We start from the raw sequence: 18971 nt of genomic DNA on the forward strand, positions 1-18971 counted from the left end.
GAGGTGGGGCGGGGTCGGCGTCGTTGATCCGTCCTGACGACGAGACGTACTCCACACAAGCAGGCCAACCTCCGCAGGCCGGAGTGTCGCGGCATCCCGGTTGCCAGCGCTGTGCATCGTGTTTCACGTGAAACGTCGCTCACTCCTGCACGGCATTATCAGTCGTGGTCGCGCTGCTGCCGAACCCCGCGACCGTAAGCCTCTCGGTTCACTCCGAGAGGTATCGGAGTTGTCCACAGAGGTGGATTTCTCCACAGAACACCAGGCCTCACTGGTTCGCGACCCCGAAGACATGGGAGGCTCTGTTCATTGCGAGCCTGAAGTCGAGGAGAGTGAATCCTTGCGGTCCGACGCCAACATCGCGGGACCGATGACCGATCCGGTCCCCGGTCCCCGTACCGAGTCGATGGGGGAGGATGTTTCACGTGAAACACCGCCTCCGATGGACGACACTCCCATCGGTCGTGCTGCCCAACTGGCGGTGGAGGCTCTAGGCCGCGCCGGTGAGGGCCTGCCACGGCCCGAGCAGACCCGTGTCATGGTGGTCGCCAACCAGAAGGGTGGCGTGGGGAAGACCACGACGACGGTCAACCTCGCTGCTTCGCTGGCGCTGCATGGTGGTCGGGTCCTGGTGATCGACCTCGATCCGCAGGGTAATGCCTCCACCGCTCTGGGGATCGACCATCACGCCGAAGTCCCCTCGATCTACGACGTGTTGGTAGAGAGTAAGCCGCTTGCTGAAGTTGTCCAGCCTGTCCCCGATGTCGAGGGGCTCTTCTGCGCTCCCGCCACGATCGATCTCGCCGGCGCGGAGATCGAGCTGGTGTCCTTGGTGGCACGGGAAAGCCGACTGCAGCGAGCGATTCAGGCGTATGAGCAGCCTCTCGACTACATCCTGATCGACTGCCCGCCCTCACTCGGCTTGCTGACGGTCAACGCGTTGGTCGCCGGCCAGGAGGTGCTCATCCCGATCCAGTGCGAGTACTACGCACTGGAAGGCCTCGGACAGTTGCTCCGCAATGTCGATCTGGTGCGGGGGCACCTCAATCCTGCCTTGCATGTGTCGACCATCCTGCTCACCATGTACGACGGCAGGACACGCCTTGCCTCCCAGGTCGCCGAGGAGGTGCGCACTCACTTCGGCGATGAGGTACTGCGGACAAGTATTCCGCGCTCGGTCCGAATCTCCGAGGCGCCGAGTTACGGGCAGACGGTGCTGACTTACGATCCAGGTTCGAGCGGTGCCCTCTCCTATCTGGAGGCGGCACGAGAAATCGCGCTGAAGGGTGTCGGTGTGGGGTACGACCCGACGCACGCCCACATCGGCGCACAGAGCAATCAGAGTTTGGTGGAGGGGATCCAGTGAGCGAGCGACGGAGGGGGTTGGGCCGTGGTCTCGGCGCACTGATCCCAGCAGCTCCGACCGGGGAGCAGGCGGCACCGCCCACGGGGGGTGGAGGGCCGGCATCACCCGCGGCCGCGCCCCTCCTGACGACGGACCGGGGAGTGGCCGCGGCGAAGGTGGCGACGCTGCCACATGTTTCACGTGAAACAGAGGAGCCTTCGCCGAACGGTGCTGTGGAGATGCCTTCGGCACCCCTCGGCGCCCACTTCGCCGAGTTGCCGTTGGACTCCATCACGCCGAACCCGCGCCAACCCCGGGAGATCTTCGACGACGATCTTCTTGCTGAGCTCGTCACCTCCATCCAGGAGGTCGGTCTCCTCCAGCCTGTCGTTGTACGGCAGCTGGGTCCGGGCCGCTACGAGCTCATCATGGGTGAGCGGCGTTGGCGTGCCTGCCGCGAGGCGGGTCTGGAAAAGATCCCGGCGATCGTGCGGGCCACAGAGGATGAGAAGCTCCTCCTGGACGCACTCCTCGAGAACCTGCACCGAGCTCAGCTGAATCCGCTGGAAGAGGCGGCCGCCTACGACCAGCTGCTCAAGGACTTCAACTGCACGCACGATCAGCTCGCCGATCGGATCGGCAGGTCACGCCCGCAAGTCTCCAACACCCTGCGTCTGCTGAAGCTCTCGCCCTCGGTGCAGCGCCGTGTGGCTGCCGGTGTCCTCTCAGCGGGGCATGCCCGAGCGCTGCTTTCCGTGGAGGACTCGGAGGAGCAGGACCGGCTGGCTCATCGGATTGTTGCCGAGGGGCTGTCGGTGAGGGCGGTCGAAGAGATTGTCACCCTCATGGGCTCGCGGCCCAAGAGCACCCAGCGATCCAAGGGACCGCGCGCGGGCAGTCTGGTGTCTCCAGCGCTGGGCGACCTTGCGACCCGGCTCTCGGATCGCTTCGAGACACGGGTGAAGGTCGACCTGGGGCAGAAGAAGGGCAAGATCACCGTTGAGTTCGCCTCAATAGAGGATCTTGAGCGTATCCTCGGAACTCTCGCTCCCGGTGAGGGATCAGTCCTTCAGAAGAGCCTCTTGGAAGACAAGTCCGACGAGACTGAGTCCTGAGCGCCTTCGTGCTGTGGGGACGAATCTGGGCCTAACGAGCAGCAGAGCGGGCCGTGTCCGGTGTGTACCGGAACACGGCCCGCTCTTTGCTTTCAGTCGGTATCGATGGAATCGCATCGTGGATACGATGCGTTCGGATATGGCGCATCTACCTGGCGGCACCTTGATTGGGGAGGCGGGGGCCATGCGAACCATGAGCCGTTCCGGACTGGTGACCGCGGGCCTGGGACTAGGGGTGGTCGGCGGTTTTGTCGGCAGCCTTCTCAGAGAGCGGAGCGCCCTGACAGCCGCCCGTGACGCTGCGGGCGAAGGAAGCGAGGAACAGCCTTCATGGGGCGTCGGCTTGTACCGCTCACGCTGGACAACCTTAAGGACCTTCCCAAGCGCTGTCGCTCGTGTGTCTTCTGGGAGTTGGACCCAGTCAGCGGTGAGGCCGCGGTAACTGCGGGCACGCCTGCACTGGAGAAGGAGGCGTGGATCTCCGCCGTCCTGCTGGACTGGGGATCCTGCGGCCGTGTTGTCTACGTGGACGAGATGCCGGTGGGGTTCGTGCTCTACGCGCCGCCCGCCTATGTCCCGCGCTCGACGGCGTTCCCTACCAGCCCGGTGTCTCCCGATGCCGTCCAGCTGATGACTGCCTTTATCGTGCCGGGTTATCAGGGGCAGGGCCTGGGCCGTGTGATGGTCCAGACGGTGGCCAAGGATCTGCTGCGACGGGGCTTCAAGGCCATTGAGGCCTTTGGCAACGCCCGTTGGAAGGAGCCGGCGTGCGTTCTCCCGGCTGACCATCTGACGGCGGTGGGCTTCAAGACAGTTCGCCCTCACCCTGCTCACCCTCGGCTGAGGTTGGAACTCAGGACGACGCTCTCCTGGAAAGAGGACGTCGAACTGGCGCTGGACCGTCTCCTGGGCGCCGTACAGAAGGAGCCTGCTCTGCGGCCGCTGTGATCATGTCTGCGGTACCTCACACGATTGGGCCAGCCCTCATGGGCTGGCCCAATCGTGTTTCACGTGAAACATCGCCGCTGGCGTGAAACGGCGTGCTGACTACTTAGCCGGGTCAGCGATGAAGTCCTCGAGGTCGCGCACGATCGCGGCCTTCGGCTTCGCACCAACGATGGTCTTGGCGACCTCGCCATCCTGATACACGTTCAGGGTCGGGATGGACATGACGCCGTACTTGGCGGCCGTACCCGGGTTCTCGTCGATGTTGAGCTTGACGACCTCGATCTTGTCGCCGTACTCGGCGGCGATCGCCTCAAGCGACGGTGCGATCTGGCGGCAGGGACCGCACCAGGCGGCCCAGAAGTCCACCAGGACGGGCTTGTCACTCTTGAGGACGTCCTGCTCGAAGGAGTCGTCGGTCACGTTCTTCAGGGTGCCGGCCACGGAAGGGCTCCTTACTGGTTGTGCGGTGGGGCGGATGGGGGATCAGACGGTGGTCTTCTCGGGCTCAGCGGTCTGCTCGCCGTCCGCGAGGGCGGCGAGGAAGCGCTCGGCGTCGAGAGCGGCGGAGCAGCCGGTACCGGCCGCAGTGATCGCCTGACGGTAGGTGTGGTCGACGACATCGCCCGCGCCGAAGACACCGGTCAGGCTCGTCCGGGTCGAGGGCGCCTCCACCTTCAGGTAGCCCTCCTCGTCCAGGTCGAGCTGACCCTTGAAGAGCTCAGTGCGCGGGTCATGACCGATCGCGATGAAGAGACCCGTCACCGGCAGCTCGGACGTCTCGCCCGTCTTCAGGTTGCGCAGTGTCAGACCAGCCAGCTTCTGGTCGCCCTTGATCTCGGCGACCTCGCTGTCCCAGACGAACTTGATCTTCGGGTCGGCGAAGGCGCGCTCCTGCATGGCCTTGGAGGCACGCAGGGTGTCCCGGCGGTGGACGACCGTCACGGACTTGGCGAACCGGGAGAGGAAGGTGGCTTCCTCCATGGCCGTGTCGCCGCCGCCGATCACGGCGATGTCCTGGTCCCTGAAGAAGAACCCGTCACACGTGGCGCACCAGGAGACGCCTCGACCGGAGAGAGCGTCCTCATTGGGCAGCCCCAGCTTGCGGTGCTGCGAGCCAGTGGTGACGATGACCGCCTTGGCCCGGTGGACCGTGCCCACGGTGTCTGTGACGGTCTTGATCTCACCGCTGAGGTCGACGGCAACGACGTCGTCGGGAACGAGCTCGGCACCGAAGCGCTCGGCCTGGGCACGCATGTTGTCCATGAGCTCGGGGCCCATGATGCCGTCCCGGAAGCCGGGGAAGTTCTCCACGTCGGTGGTGTTCATCAGTGCGCCACCCGCGGTGACAGCACCCTCGAACACCAGCGGCTTGAGCGACGCGCGTGCGGTATAGAGCGCCGCCGTGTAGCCGGCGGGCCCAGAGCCGATGATGATCACGTTACGGACGTCGCTCACGGCTTGATTCCTTGTCTCTGGGGACTGCTGCGTACTGCTGCCGGTGGGAGCTTCTCTCACAACTCTCACCCCACCCAACGGATCCTACGGGGCGTGCATTCCCGGTGTGTCCGGGCACACGGTGTCGTGGCACCGCACAGGGAAGCCATGGGTTGGCAGGTGACCGAAAGCCAAGCTCAGCGACTGGCGCTTGCTGTTATGGCTAGGAGCGGGGGAAGGAGTGCTTCACCAGGACGTCACCCGGGGACGCCGATTTCTTGGTCACACAGGTGGCGTCGACGACGTACGCGGTGACGCGGCTGGTGTCGTCGGTGTCGGGCAGCACCACAAGATAGGCGGGAGCCTCCTCGTACTCGCCCTTTCTGTATGCCAGCGGGGCCTCGCTGCGGCCGATGCCCTGAGCGATACAGGGGGGCACGTCGACCACGCCATAGATGTTGTGATTCGGCTCGTTGGTGGAGCCCGGTGGTTTGGTGGCGGTGCCCCAGGTGTCCCTGTCGCCAGAAGTGCTGCCCTCGCGGTTGGTTCCGGCGAGGAGATCCGCCACCTGGTTCTTCAGCGTGTCCCCGGAGAATGTGCTCGTGGACACGTCCTGGCTGTATGTCTCCGCTGGGGTGTCAGCGGAGTTCGTCCCCATCGACTGCACGAGCAGACTTCCGAACCCCAAGGTGGCTGCAGTGAAGACCGCGCCCACGACGATTGTCCTCCGACGAGCGCGGCGCTTGCGGTCCGGACGACCGGGGCCCGTGGAGGCGCGGGAGTGGCCTGCGGGCCTGTCCGCCGCGGTCGATGTTTCACGTGAAACATGCACGCCGCTGTCCTCATCGCTCTCCCGGCGCGAGGCCCTGACCGATGTAGGAGTCGTCGTGGCCTCGGGGGCGGGTGCCGTGGCGTCCAGCAGAGCTTCGGCGGCCAGGGCTGCGTCGATGCGGCCGGCGATGTCGGCGGGCATACGCGGTGCGTCCGGCAGGGTGCCGAGCATGCCGCGGATCTCCTCCAGGGAGGCGTACACGTCGGCGCAGAGGGGGCACTCGTCCAGGTGCTGTCGCAGGTCCGACATACGAGAGGGGGGGAGCAGACCTTCGGTGAGGTCGGAGAGTTCCGTGACCTCCGGGTGCTCGGCCGTGTCGGTCGTGGATGTCACGCTCGCCCACCTCCGCCCTTCACAGCTGCTGAATCGCTTGGCCCCGCATCATGTGGTCCTGCTGCGGGTGGGACGGATGTCCCTCCCGTCCGGTTCCTTCTCCCCGCCGACTTCTTGCCGCCCCTGTCTCCGCCGTCCGTACGGAGATGGGTGAGGAGAGGAAGAAGTCTGGCCCGGCCACGGGCACAGCGGCTTTTCACGGTGCCGGTGGGCACGTCGAGGATCCTGGCCGCCTCTGCCACCGGGTAGCCCTGCATGTCCACCAGGACGAGTGCGGCGCGCTGGTCGGCGGGCAGGGTTCCGAGCGCTTCCAGGAGCTGGCGGTGCAGGTCGTTGCGCTCCGCCGGAGCCGACGCCGACTCGTGCGGCTCCAGGAGCTGCTCCAAGCGCTCGGTGTCGTCGACAGGTGAGGTCTTCCGGGAAGCGGCTTTGCGGGCGCGGTCGAGGCAGGCGTTCACCGTGATGCGGTGCAGCCACGTCGTGACGGCCGACTGGCCCCGGAAGGTATGGGCGGCCCGATAGGCGGAGACGAGGGCGTCCTGGACCGCGTCGGCTGCCTCCTCGCGGTCCCCCAGGGTGCGCAGAGCAACGGCCCACAGCCGGTCGCGGTGCCGCCGCACGAGCTCTCCGAAGGCGTCGGGATCACCCTCGACATGGCGCGCGAGGAGATCCTGATCGCTCGCCATGCCGTGTGCGGCGTCGTCTGCCATCGGACCCCCTCCCCTGGGTCGAGCCGTCAGCCCTTGAACGTCACATCGGTGATGGCCTGCTTGTAGCCCTGACCGCTGTAGTCGTCCCTGGGGGCGAAGGGTACATCCGTGATCCACAGGAGCACGTACCGAGTCTTCACCGACTTCGACGCCTTCACGCCGATGGTGGTGCCGCTCGTCGTGTTGGATCCGATCTTCTTCATCCCGTCCACGGATGTCGAGGGGGTCAGCGAATCGGCGGCGTAGAGATGGACGGTGGTGTGGTCGCCGCCATAGCGGAGCCCTATCGACGCCGTCGAGACGTCCTTGGCCGAGCCGAGGTCGTAGACGATGCCCACACCGGGCTTGTACGGCGCGAGTCGAGGGCCGTCCGCGTAGCTCTTGGTGCGCCAGAACGTGGAGGCCCTGCCGTCGTACGTGTTGTCCGCGTCCTCCGCCGCCTGGGCGGAGCCCTCGATCACGTACTCCTCGGCGTCCTTGATCGCTATGGTCTTGACCGGCTTGGTCTCGGGAGCCTTCTTGTCGTTCTCGTCCGTCGTCTGGGTCTTGTCCGTGTCGCCGGACGAATTGCCGCCCTGGTCCATGAGGGCGTCCGCGAGCTGCCAGCTACCGAGACCCAGAGCGGCGATGAGAAGCGCCGACACGGCCCACTTGAGGGCTTTGCCGGTACGACTCTGCAAGGGGGGCGGGGGCGTCGGGATCGGCTGGGTGGCGCCGGGGTGGGGCGTCTGACGGCCGTAGGTCCCCTGTTGGTACGTCGTGCGCTGGTACTCGGGCGGCGCGGTGAACGCGGGCTCCGGCGGGCGGATGCGTGGCATGTCACCGATCGCCTTGACCAGTTCCTCCGGCGTGGTGCACGGAGACTCGTGACGGGAGGCGGTCGCGCCGTCGTTGACCAGCGCGCGCATGGCGAGCTCCGACAGACCGCGGTGAACGCCTGCCCGCACCTGGTCGGGGGCGATGAGCCCGACGTCCTTGGGCAGCCCGGAGAGACCGTATGCGTCGTCCTCGTACGGCCAGCGCTGGGTGAGAGCGGCGTACAGGAGGGCGCCGATCGCTTCCGTGTCGGTGCGCTGGGGGGTCTCGGAGCTGATCCCGCGCAGCGCGGCGTTCACGGCAAGCCCGCGGATGCGCCACTGACCGGAGCTGGAGCGGAGCACGGCGGCGGGGTTGAGCCGCAGATGGGACAGACCCTCACGATGCGCCGCGGCCATGGCGTGAGAGATCTGGGTGACCATCTGATAGGCGTCGTGGGGCTCCAGCGGGCCTGAGGCGAGCAGCGCCGTCAGTTCCGTGGCGTCCGGGAGCCACTCGTGCACCACGTAGACGAGGTCGTTCTCCTCGACCGCATCCAGGACCTGGACGAAGCGGGGATCGCCCAGCAACGCCGAGGAGCGGGCCGCGGCCAGCACGGAGCGGGCCCGTGCGTGGTCGGCCGGCAGGATGTGCACGCCGACGGCGCGGCGGAGTTTCTCATCCACCGCACGCCAACTGCTGAACCCGTCCAGACGGGTGACGCACTCTTCAAGGCGATAGCGTCTGGCGAGCTTGTGGCCGCTGTGCAGTTCGGGCGGCGTGGCCTTTCCGGCCTCGGTTCCGCCGCTCCCCTGTGCCTCTTCACTCGCCGAGCTGTCCGTGTCCCGCTCCCGGTTCTGGGCCACCCCGTCGGCCGTGGACTGGTCCGCCTGTGCGGTCAGCGGCTCGTCACCGCTGTTGTCTGCCACGTCGACGGCAGCCGTGCTCCGTTCCGCCACCGTCGTTCCTGCCTCCCCATCCATTACGCGCTGTCCGACGCCAAAGCCAATTGTGCCCACAGTCCGCCGCTATGAGCGACACACGGCGGCGGACGATGGTTGTGCGCGTACCCCGCCTCAGCGCCCGAGGCGCCCACGGACCATGCCGACCATTGAGTTGAGCTCCTCGATGCGCATCCGCCGCGCCGCGACGTAGAAGACACCAAGAAGAACGATTCCGCCACCCACAAGCGCGAGCATAGAGCCGCCGACGCCCTGTCCCAGACTGCGGCTGATCCCGAAGCAGGCCGCACCGCTCAGCATGGCCGCGGGCAGCGAGGCGATGCTCAGCCGCGCGTAAGTCCGCAGCACCCTGGATCCGTCCAGGTCACCGCCCAGCCGCTTGCGCAGCCGCCGCCAGGCAATGCCGACACCGATCACGTACGCCAGCCCGTACGAGGCGGCCATACCGACGACGGCCCACCGGGCCGGCAGCACGAAGTAGCAGAGCCCGGATGCCGCGGCGTTGACGACGGCCACAATGACCGTGTTGTAGAAGGGAGTCCGGGTGTCCTCGTACGCGTAGAAGGCGCGAAGCACCACGTACTGCACGGAGTACGGGATCAGACCGAGGCCGAACGCCATCAGCATGAAGCCCATGTTCGTGGCCGCGCTGGTGCCGGAGGAGCCGAAGATCAGGGTGCACATCGGGATGCCGAGTGAGACGAAGCCGAAGGCGATCGGCACGATCGCGACGGCCGTCGTACGCAGGCCCTGGGAGATGTCATCGCGGACGGCGCCCGCGTCGTCCTCGGCGGCCGAGCGAGAGATCCGTGGCAGCAGGGCGGCCATCAGGGAGACCGTGATGATCGCCTGCGGCAGGCCCCAGATGAGCTGGGCGTTGGCGTAGGCGCTGAAACCGGTGCCTGCGATGTTCGTGTCCGCGACGGAGGCGGTGGCGAGCTGGGTGACGACGAGGGCACCCGCCTGGTTGGCGAGGACGAACAGGATCGTCCACTTGGCCAGCATCGCGGCCTTGCCCAGGCCGTGGCCCTTCCAGTCGAAACGCAGGCGCAGTTTGAATCCGGTCTCCCGCAGATACGGGATCATCGCGAGGGCCTGGACGACGAGGCCGAGGAGGACACCGACACCGAGGAGCCGAAGCCCCTCCGGCGGGATGTTCTCGACTTTCATGTGCGAGTTGGCCGCGCTGCCGTACACCCAGAGGAACGCCCCGAGAGTCACGATGATGACGATGTTGTTCAGGACCGGGGTCCACATCATGGCGCCGAACCTGCCGCGGGCGTTGAGGATCTGCCCCATCACCACGTGGATGCCCATGAAGAAGATCGACGGCAGGAAGTACCGGGTGAAGGTGACGGCGACCTCGTTGGCCGAGGCATTGGTGGCGAGAGGGTTCGACAGCGCACGGACCAGGAGTGGTGCGGCGAACCAAGCCGCCACGGTGAGCCCGCCAAGAGCCACCATGACCAGAGTCAGCAGCCGGTTGGCATAGGCCTCTCCGCCGTCGTCGTCCTCCTTCATGGCCCGCACGAGCTGAGGCACGAAGACGGAGTTGAGCCCGCCGCCGACGGTCAAGATGTAGATCATCGTCGGCAGCTGGTACGCCACCTGGAAGGACTCGCCCAGGAGGTTCAGGCCGAGCGCGGAAACGATCATCGCCGAGCGGATGAACCCTGTGAGGCGCGACACCATGGTGCCGGCCGCCATCACGGCGCTGGACTTCAGCAGGCCCGAGGCGCGGCCGCTCTTCTTCGCCGGAGGGGCGGGAGCGGGTGCTGCGGCAGATCGTGGCGGTTCGGAGTCCTGGCCGGGCATCGGAGGCTGGGCCGGACCCGGTACGGACGCCTGTTCCATGGCCGCGTGTCCGCCGCCCTGCTGCTGGTCGCGGAAGAGGTGGGCGAAGGCGTCCGGCTCGTGACGCTGCTCACCGGCCTCGGAGACCAGGTCGTCCACGCCCACGAACTGCGTCGTACGGGGGTTGTCGCCGTAGGGGAGATGCCGCGTCGGCCCCTCCGGCTCGGGCGGCGGTGTCTGCGCCCATACGCGAGGGTCGGGAGCGTACGGGGAGGCGGGCGGCTGGGCGTAGAGCGGCTGCTGCGGCTGGTACGTGCCCGGAGGCGGTGGGGGATGAGCGGCGCGGTCGTAGAGCGCCTCGGTGACCGGGTCCTGAGCCGACAGGTCCTGCGCCCGGTAGGGATCCTGGCCGAAAGCATCCTGTCCCTGGGCATCCTGGAGGTACATGTCTGTGTGGGGCTGAGGCGGAACCTGGCCCGGACCCGGCTGCGGGTGCTGGGGGCGGCCCGAGTCGGCCGCCCCCTGCCCGCGGTCACCGTCGTACGGCGCGTTCATCGTTACCCCACCTCATCGTCCCCTGGCCCACGGGGCCACGACATCGCTCAACGGTCCACTCTCTCACCCGTGCCGGACGGGTCGGTGCTTTCCCGTGCGGTGTCCGGTGCCGGGTCACTCGGGTGCTCCGGCTCATCTGCCCCGGACCGTCCGGGGGACTCCTCCCCGGACTCGTGTGCCAGGGGAACGTCGGCGTCGCTCGCCTCTTCGGCGGTGGCCTCCTCCTCGGCCTGCCGGGCCGCAGCGCGCTTGCGCTGCGTGTACATCCGGAACCCGGCGAGCACGAGCAGCAGGACGCCGCCGGCGATCACCAGCATCACCGTTGGGGTGAGTTCGGTGACGTTCACGTCGAACCTGACGGGGTCACCGTACTTCTGGCCGTCCTCCGTGTAGAGCTGGGCGACCACCTTGACCTCGCCGTTGGCGTGGGCGTTGGTGTCGAACTTCACCGACTGGCTGTGCCCGCCCGAGACCGTGATGGTCTGCTCCGCGTAGTCCTCACCATCGATCTCCAGACGCGTGGGCTGCATCGATGTGAGGCGCAGCACCAGCTTGTCGACGTCCTGTACGAGGTTGTTCTGTACCGTCACGGGGATCGTGGCGCTGCGGCCCGAGAGCTTCGTCTCGGACTTTTCGATCAGCCTGACCTGGTCGGTGAGGGTGTCCAGGTACGACTGAACGCTGTCGCGGTAGGTCTTGGCCTCGGCGGCCCGTCCACGCCAGGAGGCGGACATCTCGCGGTTCATGGCGCGCCCGAAAGGCGTGACGACGCGGGACTGGTCGCTGAGGATCACCTTGAAGCGGTCGAGGACGCTCTGCGTGTACTGGGTTTCCTCGAAGGCCGACCTCGGCAGCTCCTGCTTGCGCAGCGAGGAGGGGTACGCGGAAGCGCCGGGGACCTTGGTGGTGGCACCCGGGTCGGGCTTGGCGTCGGCGGCCGCGGAGAGCTTCTGGAACTGGGACCAGTTCCCGCCCTGGAGAGCGGTCAGCGCCTGCGCCATGGTCTGGGCCTGGCTCGGGGAGGGCATGCGCTGCGGGGCAATCACGATGCTGCGCTGCCTGTCCGCGTCCTGGAGCTGGGTCATCAGGCTCTGGCCGAGGAACTTCTGCACGGCGAGGGTCGAGTTGTCGGCCTGTGTCATGTCGCCCTGGAACGCCGTCGACAGCCGTGCGTCCGCGACGACCGCCGTGGTGCCGCCGCCGATGGGGCGGGCCGCGTTAGGTGTGTACGCCAGGCTCCCGGTCTCCTTCAGGCTGTCGCTACGAGCGATCACCTTGTCGGCGCCCGCCGAGGTGGCGATCTTGATGATCGACGGGTCGACGGCGCCGTTCACGGGCCAGGAGAAGTCCGTTTCCGGTTCCACGTGGAGCACCGTCTCGACGGTGATGGCGGCCACATCGGTGGCGTCCTGGAGGTGGCTCAGGGAGCCGGTGACGTTCTTGCCGGTGTGTGCCAGGGAGGCCAGGTCGGGGTCGGCGAAGGGCAGAGCGACGACCTCCTCGCCCTGGACGGCCTCCTCCAGCTGGGCGAGCCACCGTTTGGCGACCGCCTGGTTCTTGCCCGGGGTTGTGTCGCTTTCCCCTGCGGTGTCACTTTCGGTCTTGACCTGGTAGCTGCGCGTCATCGCATCGACGGAGGCCAGCAGATCCGGGTCGATCACCCAGGTGATGTTGAGTTCCTTGCCCAGGCTCAGCATCTGGTCCAGTCGGCCACCCGGGGAGATCTCCTCGGCCAGCTCCTCGTCCTGGAATACCGGCGGCTGCTGCTCGCCGGCACCTGTCTCCGCCGTGAGATGGGCGGTGGAGATCAAGGGCCATAGGTATGTCGTCTTCGTCCTGGTGTCCGCCATGTCCGGCTGCCAGGGCAGGAAGGTCCGCTGGATGCCGAGCACCTGGTCGTACGGTGCGGCCGCGGTCCGGCCCGAGAGCGAGACTCCGAGCTGGTAGACACCGTCGGCGCCGAGATCCAGTTTCTTGACGGGCACCGAGATGCTGAAGGACTGGGCGATGCCCGGGACGAGCTCGGAGAACTCCTCGACGTACTTCCCGCCGATCTCGCTCCCATCGGCGTACGAGTCGAAGCCGGTGCGCTTGGTGGCGTCGTCGAGGGCCGTGCGGCTGGGCAGGGCCTCGCCCACGCGGAGGCCCACATGGGCGCTCTTGACCGTCTGCTTGCCGTTGTTCCTGACCGTGCCGGAGACGGTGAGCGTGTCGTCGTCGGTGGGAACGCTCGGGGTGAGCGAGCTCAAGGAGATGTCGACCGTGTTCGACCCGGTGGCCTTGGCAACGGAAGACTTGCCGACCGAGTGCGCGTCCGGGGCGGCGGACAGCTGGAGCAGACCGGCGAGCAGGGGCGCCCCGGCGAACAGCGCTCCGGTACGCCGGAGCCACCGGCGGGCAGGTGAGGAGCTTCTCCCCTGGTTGTCTGCCGCCTCGGCCACGCGCTCGCCCGTCCCTCGTCGTGTCAGTGGTCGTCGGAATGTGCGTCCAGGCATGGTAACGATGCGCGCCGAGGGGAAGTGCCGCGGTCCGTCCCGCAAGATCGGCGGACAGGGGCGGCGTGTCCCGTATGTACACGTATTGAGCGGAGCACCCACGCGCAACGTCTGTGCACGTTCAATGGAGGCGCTCGCGGTGGCCGGGGGCACGTACCCTTTTCTGTTGTGCCGAACGCCCACGAAGACAATCCCAGTGCCCTGAGTCAGGTGCAGCGCCGCGCGGTGAGTGAACTGCTGCGGGTGTCCCCTGTCGCCGACGATCTTGCCCGCCGTTTCCGGGAGGCCGGGTTCTCGCTCGCCCTCGTCGGCGGATCGGTTCGGGACGCGCTCCTCGGCCGGCTCGGCAACGACCTGGACTTCACGACGGATGCCCGTCCCGAAGACGTGCTGAAGATCGTGCGCCCTTGGGCCGACGCGGTGTGGGAGGTCGGCATCGCCTTCGGCACCGTGGGAGCGCAGAAGGACGCCCGTGTGGGAGATGCTGTTCAGCGCTTCCAGATCGAGGTCACCACCTACCGGTCGGAGGCGTACGGCCGGACCTCGCGCAAGCCGGAGGTTTCATACGGTGACTCCATAGAAGAGGACCTCGTACGGCGTGACTTCACGGTGAACGCGATGGCCGTGGCGCTCCCCGACAAGGAGTTCATCGATCCCCACGGAGGCCTGCAGGATCTCGCGGAACGTGTGCTGCGCACGCCCGGCACTCCGGAGGAGTCCTTCTCCGACGATCCTCTGCGGATGATGCGGGCCGCGCGGTTCGCCGCGCAACTGGACTTCGAGGTGGCCCCGGACGTCGTCTCGGCGATGACCGAGATGGCCGGGCGGATCGAGATCGTCTCGGCCGAGCGGGTCCGGGACGAGCTGAACAAGTTGATCCTCTCCGCGTACCCGCGCAAGGGCCTGACGCTGCTGGTCGACACGGGGCTCGCGGCCCATGTGCTGCCCGAGCTTCCGGCTCTGCGGCTGGAGCGCGACGAGCACCATCGACACAAGGACGTCTACGACCACACTCTGATCGTCCTGGAGCAGGCGATGGAGCTGGAGGAGGCCGGTCCCGACCTCACTCTCCGGCTTGCCGCGCTGCTGCACGACATCGGTAAGCCGAAGACGCGTCGCTTCGAGAAGGACGGCCGGGTCTCCTTCCATCACCACGAGGTGGTGGGTGCCAAGATGACCAAGAAGCGGATGATCGCGCTCAAGTACTCCAATGACCTCGTCAAGGACGTCTCGCGCCTGGTGGAACTCCATCTGCGATTCCACGGGTACGGCACCGGCGAGTGGACGGACTCGGCCGTCCGTCGGTATGTACGCGACGCGGGGCCTCTTCTCGACCGGCTCCACAAGCTGACCCGTTCCGACTGCACCACGCGGAACAAGCGCAAGGCGAACGCCCTGTCCCGCGCGTACGACGGTCTGGAGGAGCGGATCGCTCAACTCCAGGAGCAGGAGGAGCTGGACGCCATCCGTCCGGACCTCGACGGCAATCAGATCATGGAGATCCTGGGCGTGGGACCCGGTCCGGTTGTCGGCCGGGCGTACAAGTACCTGCTGGAGTTGCGGCTGGAGAACGGCCCGATGGAGTACGACGCTGCTGTGGCGGCGCTCAAGGAGTGGGGTGCCGAGCAGGGCTGAGTCTGCGGTTGAGCGGGGCTGTGCTGTGAAACGGGTTCATGTTTCACGTGAAACATGAACCCGAGGAACCGGTCCCGCACACGACGAGGGGCGGTGTTTCACGTGAAACACCGCCCCTCGTCGTGTTCTGGGGTCCGCCTCACACGGACTTCAGGCAGAGCACCACGTCGTGGTTGTCGCCCACCTGGTAGTACGAGATCTCGGCTTCCTTGACCGCCTCGCACTTGCTGCTGTCGCTGGTGTTGTCGAACTTCTCGACGACCTTGTACTCGGCGTCGCTGGAGGAGCAGTCGACCGTCTGAAGGTCCGGCGAGGACTGCGAGCCCTCGTTGTGCATGCAGCTACCCACAGAGGTGGTCTCGGCGTCGCTCTGACCCAGGTACCACTTGCCAAGGGCGATGACTATCGCGATGACGATGAAGCCGCCGATGCGCAGAAGCGTCTTGCTGAACCGCTTCGCCGGCGCGGGCGGCGGGACCGGAGCCCCGAAGGAGGCGCCCTGCTGGGGAGCCCCCGGCTGATCGGGCTGCGAAGCGAACGGGTTCTGGCCCTGGGGCGGCGGAGTGGTCACTTTGGGGTCCCCCTCGGATGTGGGTTGCGCATGGCGCGAAGTAAGACCCCCGTAAGCTACCGGCCTCCACAGACAACTCCGTCCTTCAGGAAGGCTCTGTGGCATTGATGTGACACTTACTGCCGTTCAAAACGGGCCATAGCAGTAGCAATCGCTGCGTAGATAACGGCAATTGTTATCACCAGTGGAACGGAGCGACCGTCAGGAGGCAGCATCAGGGCGGCGACACCGGCGGCGCCGACGAAAGCGACATTGAACAGCACGTCGTAAACGGAGAAGATCCGGCCACGGAAGCCGTCGTCGACGGCGGACTGCACGATCGTGTCCGTGGCGATCTTCGCGCCCTGGGTGACGAGCCCCAGGACGAACGCCGCGGTCAGCATCGGGACCTCCGTGAACGGCAGGCCGAGCGCGAACTCCAGGACGGCGGCGGCAGCGGCGCAGGTGACAATCCACCAGCCCGGGCCCAGCCGGCCGACCGCCCATGGCGTCACCACCGCCGCTGTGAAGAAGCCCGCCCCCGAGATCCCCACGGCGAGCCCCAGCAGGGCCAGCCCGTCATCGGTGTCGGACGACCAGGCGTACCGGCAGAGCATGAGCACCATGACTGTCAGGGCCCCGTAGCAGAACCGCATCAGCGTCATCGAAGCCAGCGCCCAGGCGGCCTCCCGGCGCGGAGGCTCCGCGAGGTGCCGTACGCCCGCCACGAGGTCGCGAGCGGTTCCGGTGAGCGCCGCCTTCAGCCCTGGCTGCACCAGGTCGGGCTCGGGCCCGAGCAGTTCCGGTGCCATGCGCAGCGAAGCCAGGGCCGAACACAGGTAGAGGGCCGCGCCCAGGAGAACCACCGCGGCATCGGAGTCCGACACCACCAGCCGTACGACGAAGGCGAGTCCGCCACCCGCTGTCGCGGCGAGGGTTCCGGCCGTGGGCGAGAGGGAGTTGGCCATCACCAGCCGGTCCTCGTCCACCACGCGCGGCAGGGCCGCCGAGAGCCCCGCGAGGACGAAGCGGTTGACCGCGGTGACGCAGAGCGCGGAGACGTAGAAGAGCCAGTCAGGCACGCCGCTCAGCATCAGGACGGCCGTCACGCCGGCCAGCAGGGCGCGCAGCAGGCCGCCGTACAGGAAGACCTGGCGGCGTCGCCAGCGGTCCAGCAGGACGCCGGCGAAGGGGCCGACGAGCGAGTACGGGAGGAGCAGGACGGCCATCGCCGAGGCGATCGCCGCCGCCGACGTCTGCTTCTCCGGGGAGAAGACGACGTACGTGGCGAGCGCGACCTGGTAGACGCCGTCGGCGCCCTGGGAGAGCAGTCGTACGGCGAGCAGGTGCCGGAAGTTCCGGAAGCGGAGCAGGGCGCGCAGGTCACGCACGACGGACATGGACCACAGCCTCACATACGAGGAGGTCCCCGGGCCGACGACCCGGGGACCCGAACAGCAGAGCGTGGCCTGGGGGCCTAGCGCTCGACCTCGCCCCTGATGAACTTCTCGACGTTCTCGCGGGCCTCGTCGTCGAAGTACTGGACCGGCGGGGACTTCATGAAGTAGCTCGACGCGGAGAGGATCGGGCCGCCGATGCCGCGGTCCTTGGCGATCTTGGCGGCGCGCAGGGCGTCGATGATGACGCCCGCGGAGTTCGGGGAGTCCCACACCTCGAGCTTGTACTCCAGGTTCAGCGGCACGTCGCCGAAGGCACGGCCCTCCAGACGGACGTACGCCCACTTGCGGTCGTCGAGCCAGGCCACATAGTCCGACGGGCCGATGTGGACGTTCTTCTCGCCGAGCTCACGGTCGGGGATCTGCGAGGTCACGGCCTGTGTCTTGGAGATCTTCTTGGACTCCAGGCGCTCGCGCTCGAGCATGTTCTTGAAGTCCATGTTGCCGCCGACGTTCAGCTGCATCGTGCGGTCCAGGATGACGCCGCGGTCCTCGAACAGCTTCGCCATGACACGGTGCGTGATGGTCGCGCCGACCTGGGACTTGATGTCGTCGCCGACGATCGGGACACCCGCCTCGGTGAATTTGTCCGCCCACTCCTTGGTGCCGGCGATGAAGACCGGGAGGGCGTTGACGAAGGCGACCTTGGCGTCGATGGCGCACTGGGCGTAGAACTTCGCCGCGTCCTCGGAACCCACGGGCAGGTAGCAGACGAGGACGTCGACCTGCTTGTCCTTGAGGATCTGGACGATGTCGACGGGGGCCTCGGCGGACTCCTCGATGGTCTCGCGGTAGTACTTGCCGAGGCCGTCGAGCGTGTGGCCGCGCTGAACGGTGACACCGGTGCGCGGCACGTCGCAGATCTTGATGGTGTTGTTCTCGGAGGCGCCGATGGCGTCCGCGAGATCGAGGCCGACCTTTTTCGCGTCCACATCGAAGGCGGCGACGAACTCGACGTCACGGACGTGGTAGTCACCGAACTGCACGTGCATGAGGCCCGGGACCCTGGACGCCGGGTCGGCGTCCTTGTAGTACTCGACTCCCTGCACCAGCGACGCGGCGCAGTTGCCCACGCCGACGACGGCTACGCGAACCGAACCCATTCCGGTTGCTCCCTGTGTGTACGAGTGAGGTCCTGGCAGGGACCTCACGTGGTGGTGTCGCCGGGCGTATCCGGCCCGGGGGTGGTGTCCCCGGGCCGGGGCAGGACGCCCGGCGCTCCCTCTGTGGTGTCGCGAGCGGGTTCTCCGTGGGCGGGGCCTTTCAGGTCCCGGCCCGCCCGCTCGCTCTCGATGAGCTCGTTCAGCCAGCGCACTTCGCGCTCCACGGACTCCATCCCGTGGCGTTGGAGCTCAAGCGTGTAGTCGTCGAGGCGCTCGCGGGTGCGTGCCAGGGAGGCACGCATCTTCTCCAGTCGTTCCTCCAAACGACTGCGACGGCCCTCCAGGACGCGCATGCGCACATCACGGGAGGTCTGCCCGAAGAACGCGAAACGAGCGGCGAAGTGCTCGTCCTCGTACGCGTCGGGACCCGTCTGCGAAAGCAGCTCCTCGAAGTGTTCCTTACCTTCCGCCGTCAACCGGTAGACGATCTTGGCCCGGCGCCCCGTGAGCGGAGCGGCGGCGGCGTCCTCCTGGGCGCCCCCTGATTCCTCGATCAACCAGCCGTTGGCGACCAGCGTCTTGAGGCAGGGGTAGAGCGTCCCGTAGCTGAAGGCGCGGAACACGCCCAGTGACGTATTGAGGCGTTTGCGCAGCTCATAGCCGTGCATCGGGGATTCGCGGAGCAGGCCGAGTACGGCGAACTCGAGGATTCCGGAACGCCGGCTCATCGTCGCCTCCTCCCTGCCACGGGCTTGCAGCCACGTCTTTATGCCGCGCTGATGTATCGACTCGATACATCACGACGATAGAACGCGCCTCCGGATGCGACAAGAGGAGTCATGGTGAACGGGGTCACATCACCGATTCATCACCGAATCGTGGGAAGCAAGTTGCCTGTTATGGGGTGA

At 67.1% G+C, this 18971-nt stretch carries 15 protein-coding genes; 4 read left to right on the plus strand and 11 right to left on the minus strand.

Annotated elements, in window-relative coordinates; translation table 11 throughout:
* Positions 1-292 precede the first annotated feature (292 nt).
* From FNH04_RS05335 to FNH04_RS05345, 3 genes are all read left to right on the plus strand, one after another.
* Complete coding sequence (locus tag FNH04_RS05335; protein ID WP_152780842.1) at positions 293-1366, plus strand: ParA family protein; 1074 nt, start codon at positions 293-295, stop codon at positions 1364-1366.
* Positions 1363-2460: a ParB/RepB/Spo0J family partition protein gene (locus FNH04_RS05340; protein WP_322722617.1), complete on the plus strand. Its 1098-nt coding sequence runs from the start codon at positions 1363-1365 to the stop codon at positions 2458-2460. The genes FNH04_RS05335 and FNH04_RS05340 overlap by 4 nt, the downstream gene beginning before the upstream one ends.
* A 330-nt stretch (positions 2461-2790) precedes the next feature.
* Entirely contained in the window at positions 2791-3408 is a 618-nt protein-coding gene (locus FNH04_RS05345; protein WP_152780810.1) for a GNAT family N-acetyltransferase, read from the plus strand.
* 99 nt (positions 3409-3507) lie between these two features.
* On the opposite strand, the gene trxA is transcribed toward FNH04_RS05345, so the two are convergent.
* From trxA to FNH04_RS05380, 7 genes are all read right to left on the minus strand, one after another.
* Entirely contained in the window at positions 3508-3849 is a 342-nt protein-coding gene (trxA, locus tag FNH04_RS05350) for a thioredoxin (protein ID WP_322722618.1), read from the minus strand.
* 42 nt (positions 3850-3891) lie between these two features.
* Positions 3892-4863 carry a thioredoxin-disulfide reductase gene (gene trxB, locus FNH04_RS05355; protein WP_322722619.1) on the minus strand — a complete coding sequence of 324 codons (972 nt, stop codon included), beginning with the start codon at positions 4861-4863 and terminating at the stop codon, positions 3892-3894.
* Between the two features lie 202 nt (positions 4864-5065).
* The gene (locus tag FNH04_RS05360) at positions 5066-6007 is read right to left on the minus strand and encodes an anti-sigma factor family protein (protein ID WP_322722620.1); all 942 of its coding nucleotides are present in this window, start codon (positions 6005-6007) and stop codon (positions 5066-5068) included.
* Positions 6004-6717: an RNA polymerase sigma factor SigM gene (gene sigM / locus FNH04_RS05365; protein ID WP_152780812.1), complete on the minus strand. Its 714-nt coding sequence runs from the start codon at positions 6715-6717 to the stop codon at positions 6004-6006. The genes FNH04_RS05360 and sigM overlap by 4 nt, the downstream gene beginning before the upstream one ends.
* 26 nt (positions 6718-6743) lie before the next feature.
* Positions 6744-8471, minus strand: coding sequence for a protein kinase family protein (locus FNH04_RS05370; RefSeq protein ID WP_322722621.1), 1728 nt, complete (start codon positions 8469-8471; stop codon positions 6744-6746).
* A gap of 117 nt (positions 8472-8588) precedes the next feature.
* The gene (gene murJ, locus FNH04_RS05375) at positions 8589-10823 is read right to left on the minus strand and encodes a murein biosynthesis integral membrane protein MurJ (protein WP_152780814.1); all 2235 of its coding nucleotides are present in this window, start codon (positions 10821-10823) and stop codon (positions 8589-8591) included.
* 47 nt (positions 10824-10870) lie between these two features.
* On the minus strand, positions 10871-13264 hold the full coding sequence (locus tag FNH04_RS05380) for a DUF6049 family protein (RefSeq protein ID WP_322722622.1): 2394 nt from the start codon (positions 13262-13264) through the stop codon (positions 10871-10873).
* Between the two features lie 222 nt (positions 13265-13486).
* Between FNH04_RS05380 and FNH04_RS05385 the strand changes: the two genes are divergently transcribed.
* Entirely contained in the window at positions 13487-14953 is a 1467-nt protein-coding gene (locus FNH04_RS05385; protein ID WP_322722623.1) for a CCA tRNA nucleotidyltransferase, read from the plus strand.
* 139 nt (positions 14954-15092) lie between these two features.
* On the opposite strand, the gene FNH04_RS05390 is transcribed toward FNH04_RS05385, so the two are convergent.
* The 4 genes from FNH04_RS05390 to FNH04_RS05405 all read right to left on the minus strand — a co-directional run bounded on the left by FNH04_RS05390 (position 15093) and on the right by FNH04_RS05405 (position 18791).
* Positions 15093-15524: an LppU/SCO3897 family protein gene (locus FNH04_RS05390; protein ID WP_322722624.1), complete on the minus strand. Its 432-nt coding sequence runs from the start codon at positions 15522-15524 to the stop codon at positions 15093-15095.
* Between the two features lie 116 nt (positions 15525-15640).
* Positions 15641-16903, minus strand: a complete 1263-nt coding sequence (locus FNH04_RS05395; protein WP_152780818.1) for an MFS transporter — start codon at positions 16901-16903, stop codon at positions 15641-15643.
* Positions 16904-16980: 77 nt separating this feature from the next.
* Positions 16981-18063, minus strand: coding sequence for an inositol-3-phosphate synthase (locus tag FNH04_RS05400; protein WP_152780820.1), 1083 nt, complete (start codon positions 18061-18063; stop codon positions 16981-16983).
* A gap of 44 nt (positions 18064-18107) precedes the next feature.
* Positions 18108-18791, minus strand: coding sequence for a PadR family transcriptional regulator (locus tag FNH04_RS05405; protein WP_152780822.1), 684 nt, complete (start codon positions 18789-18791; stop codon positions 18108-18110).
* Positions 18792-18971: the final 180 nt, after the last annotated feature.

Origin of the sequence: Streptomyces phyllanthi (genome assembly GCF_009377205.1) — a bacterium.
GTDB lineage: Bacteria > Actinomycetota > Actinomycetes > Streptomycetales > Streptomycetaceae > Streptomyces > Streptomyces phyllanthi.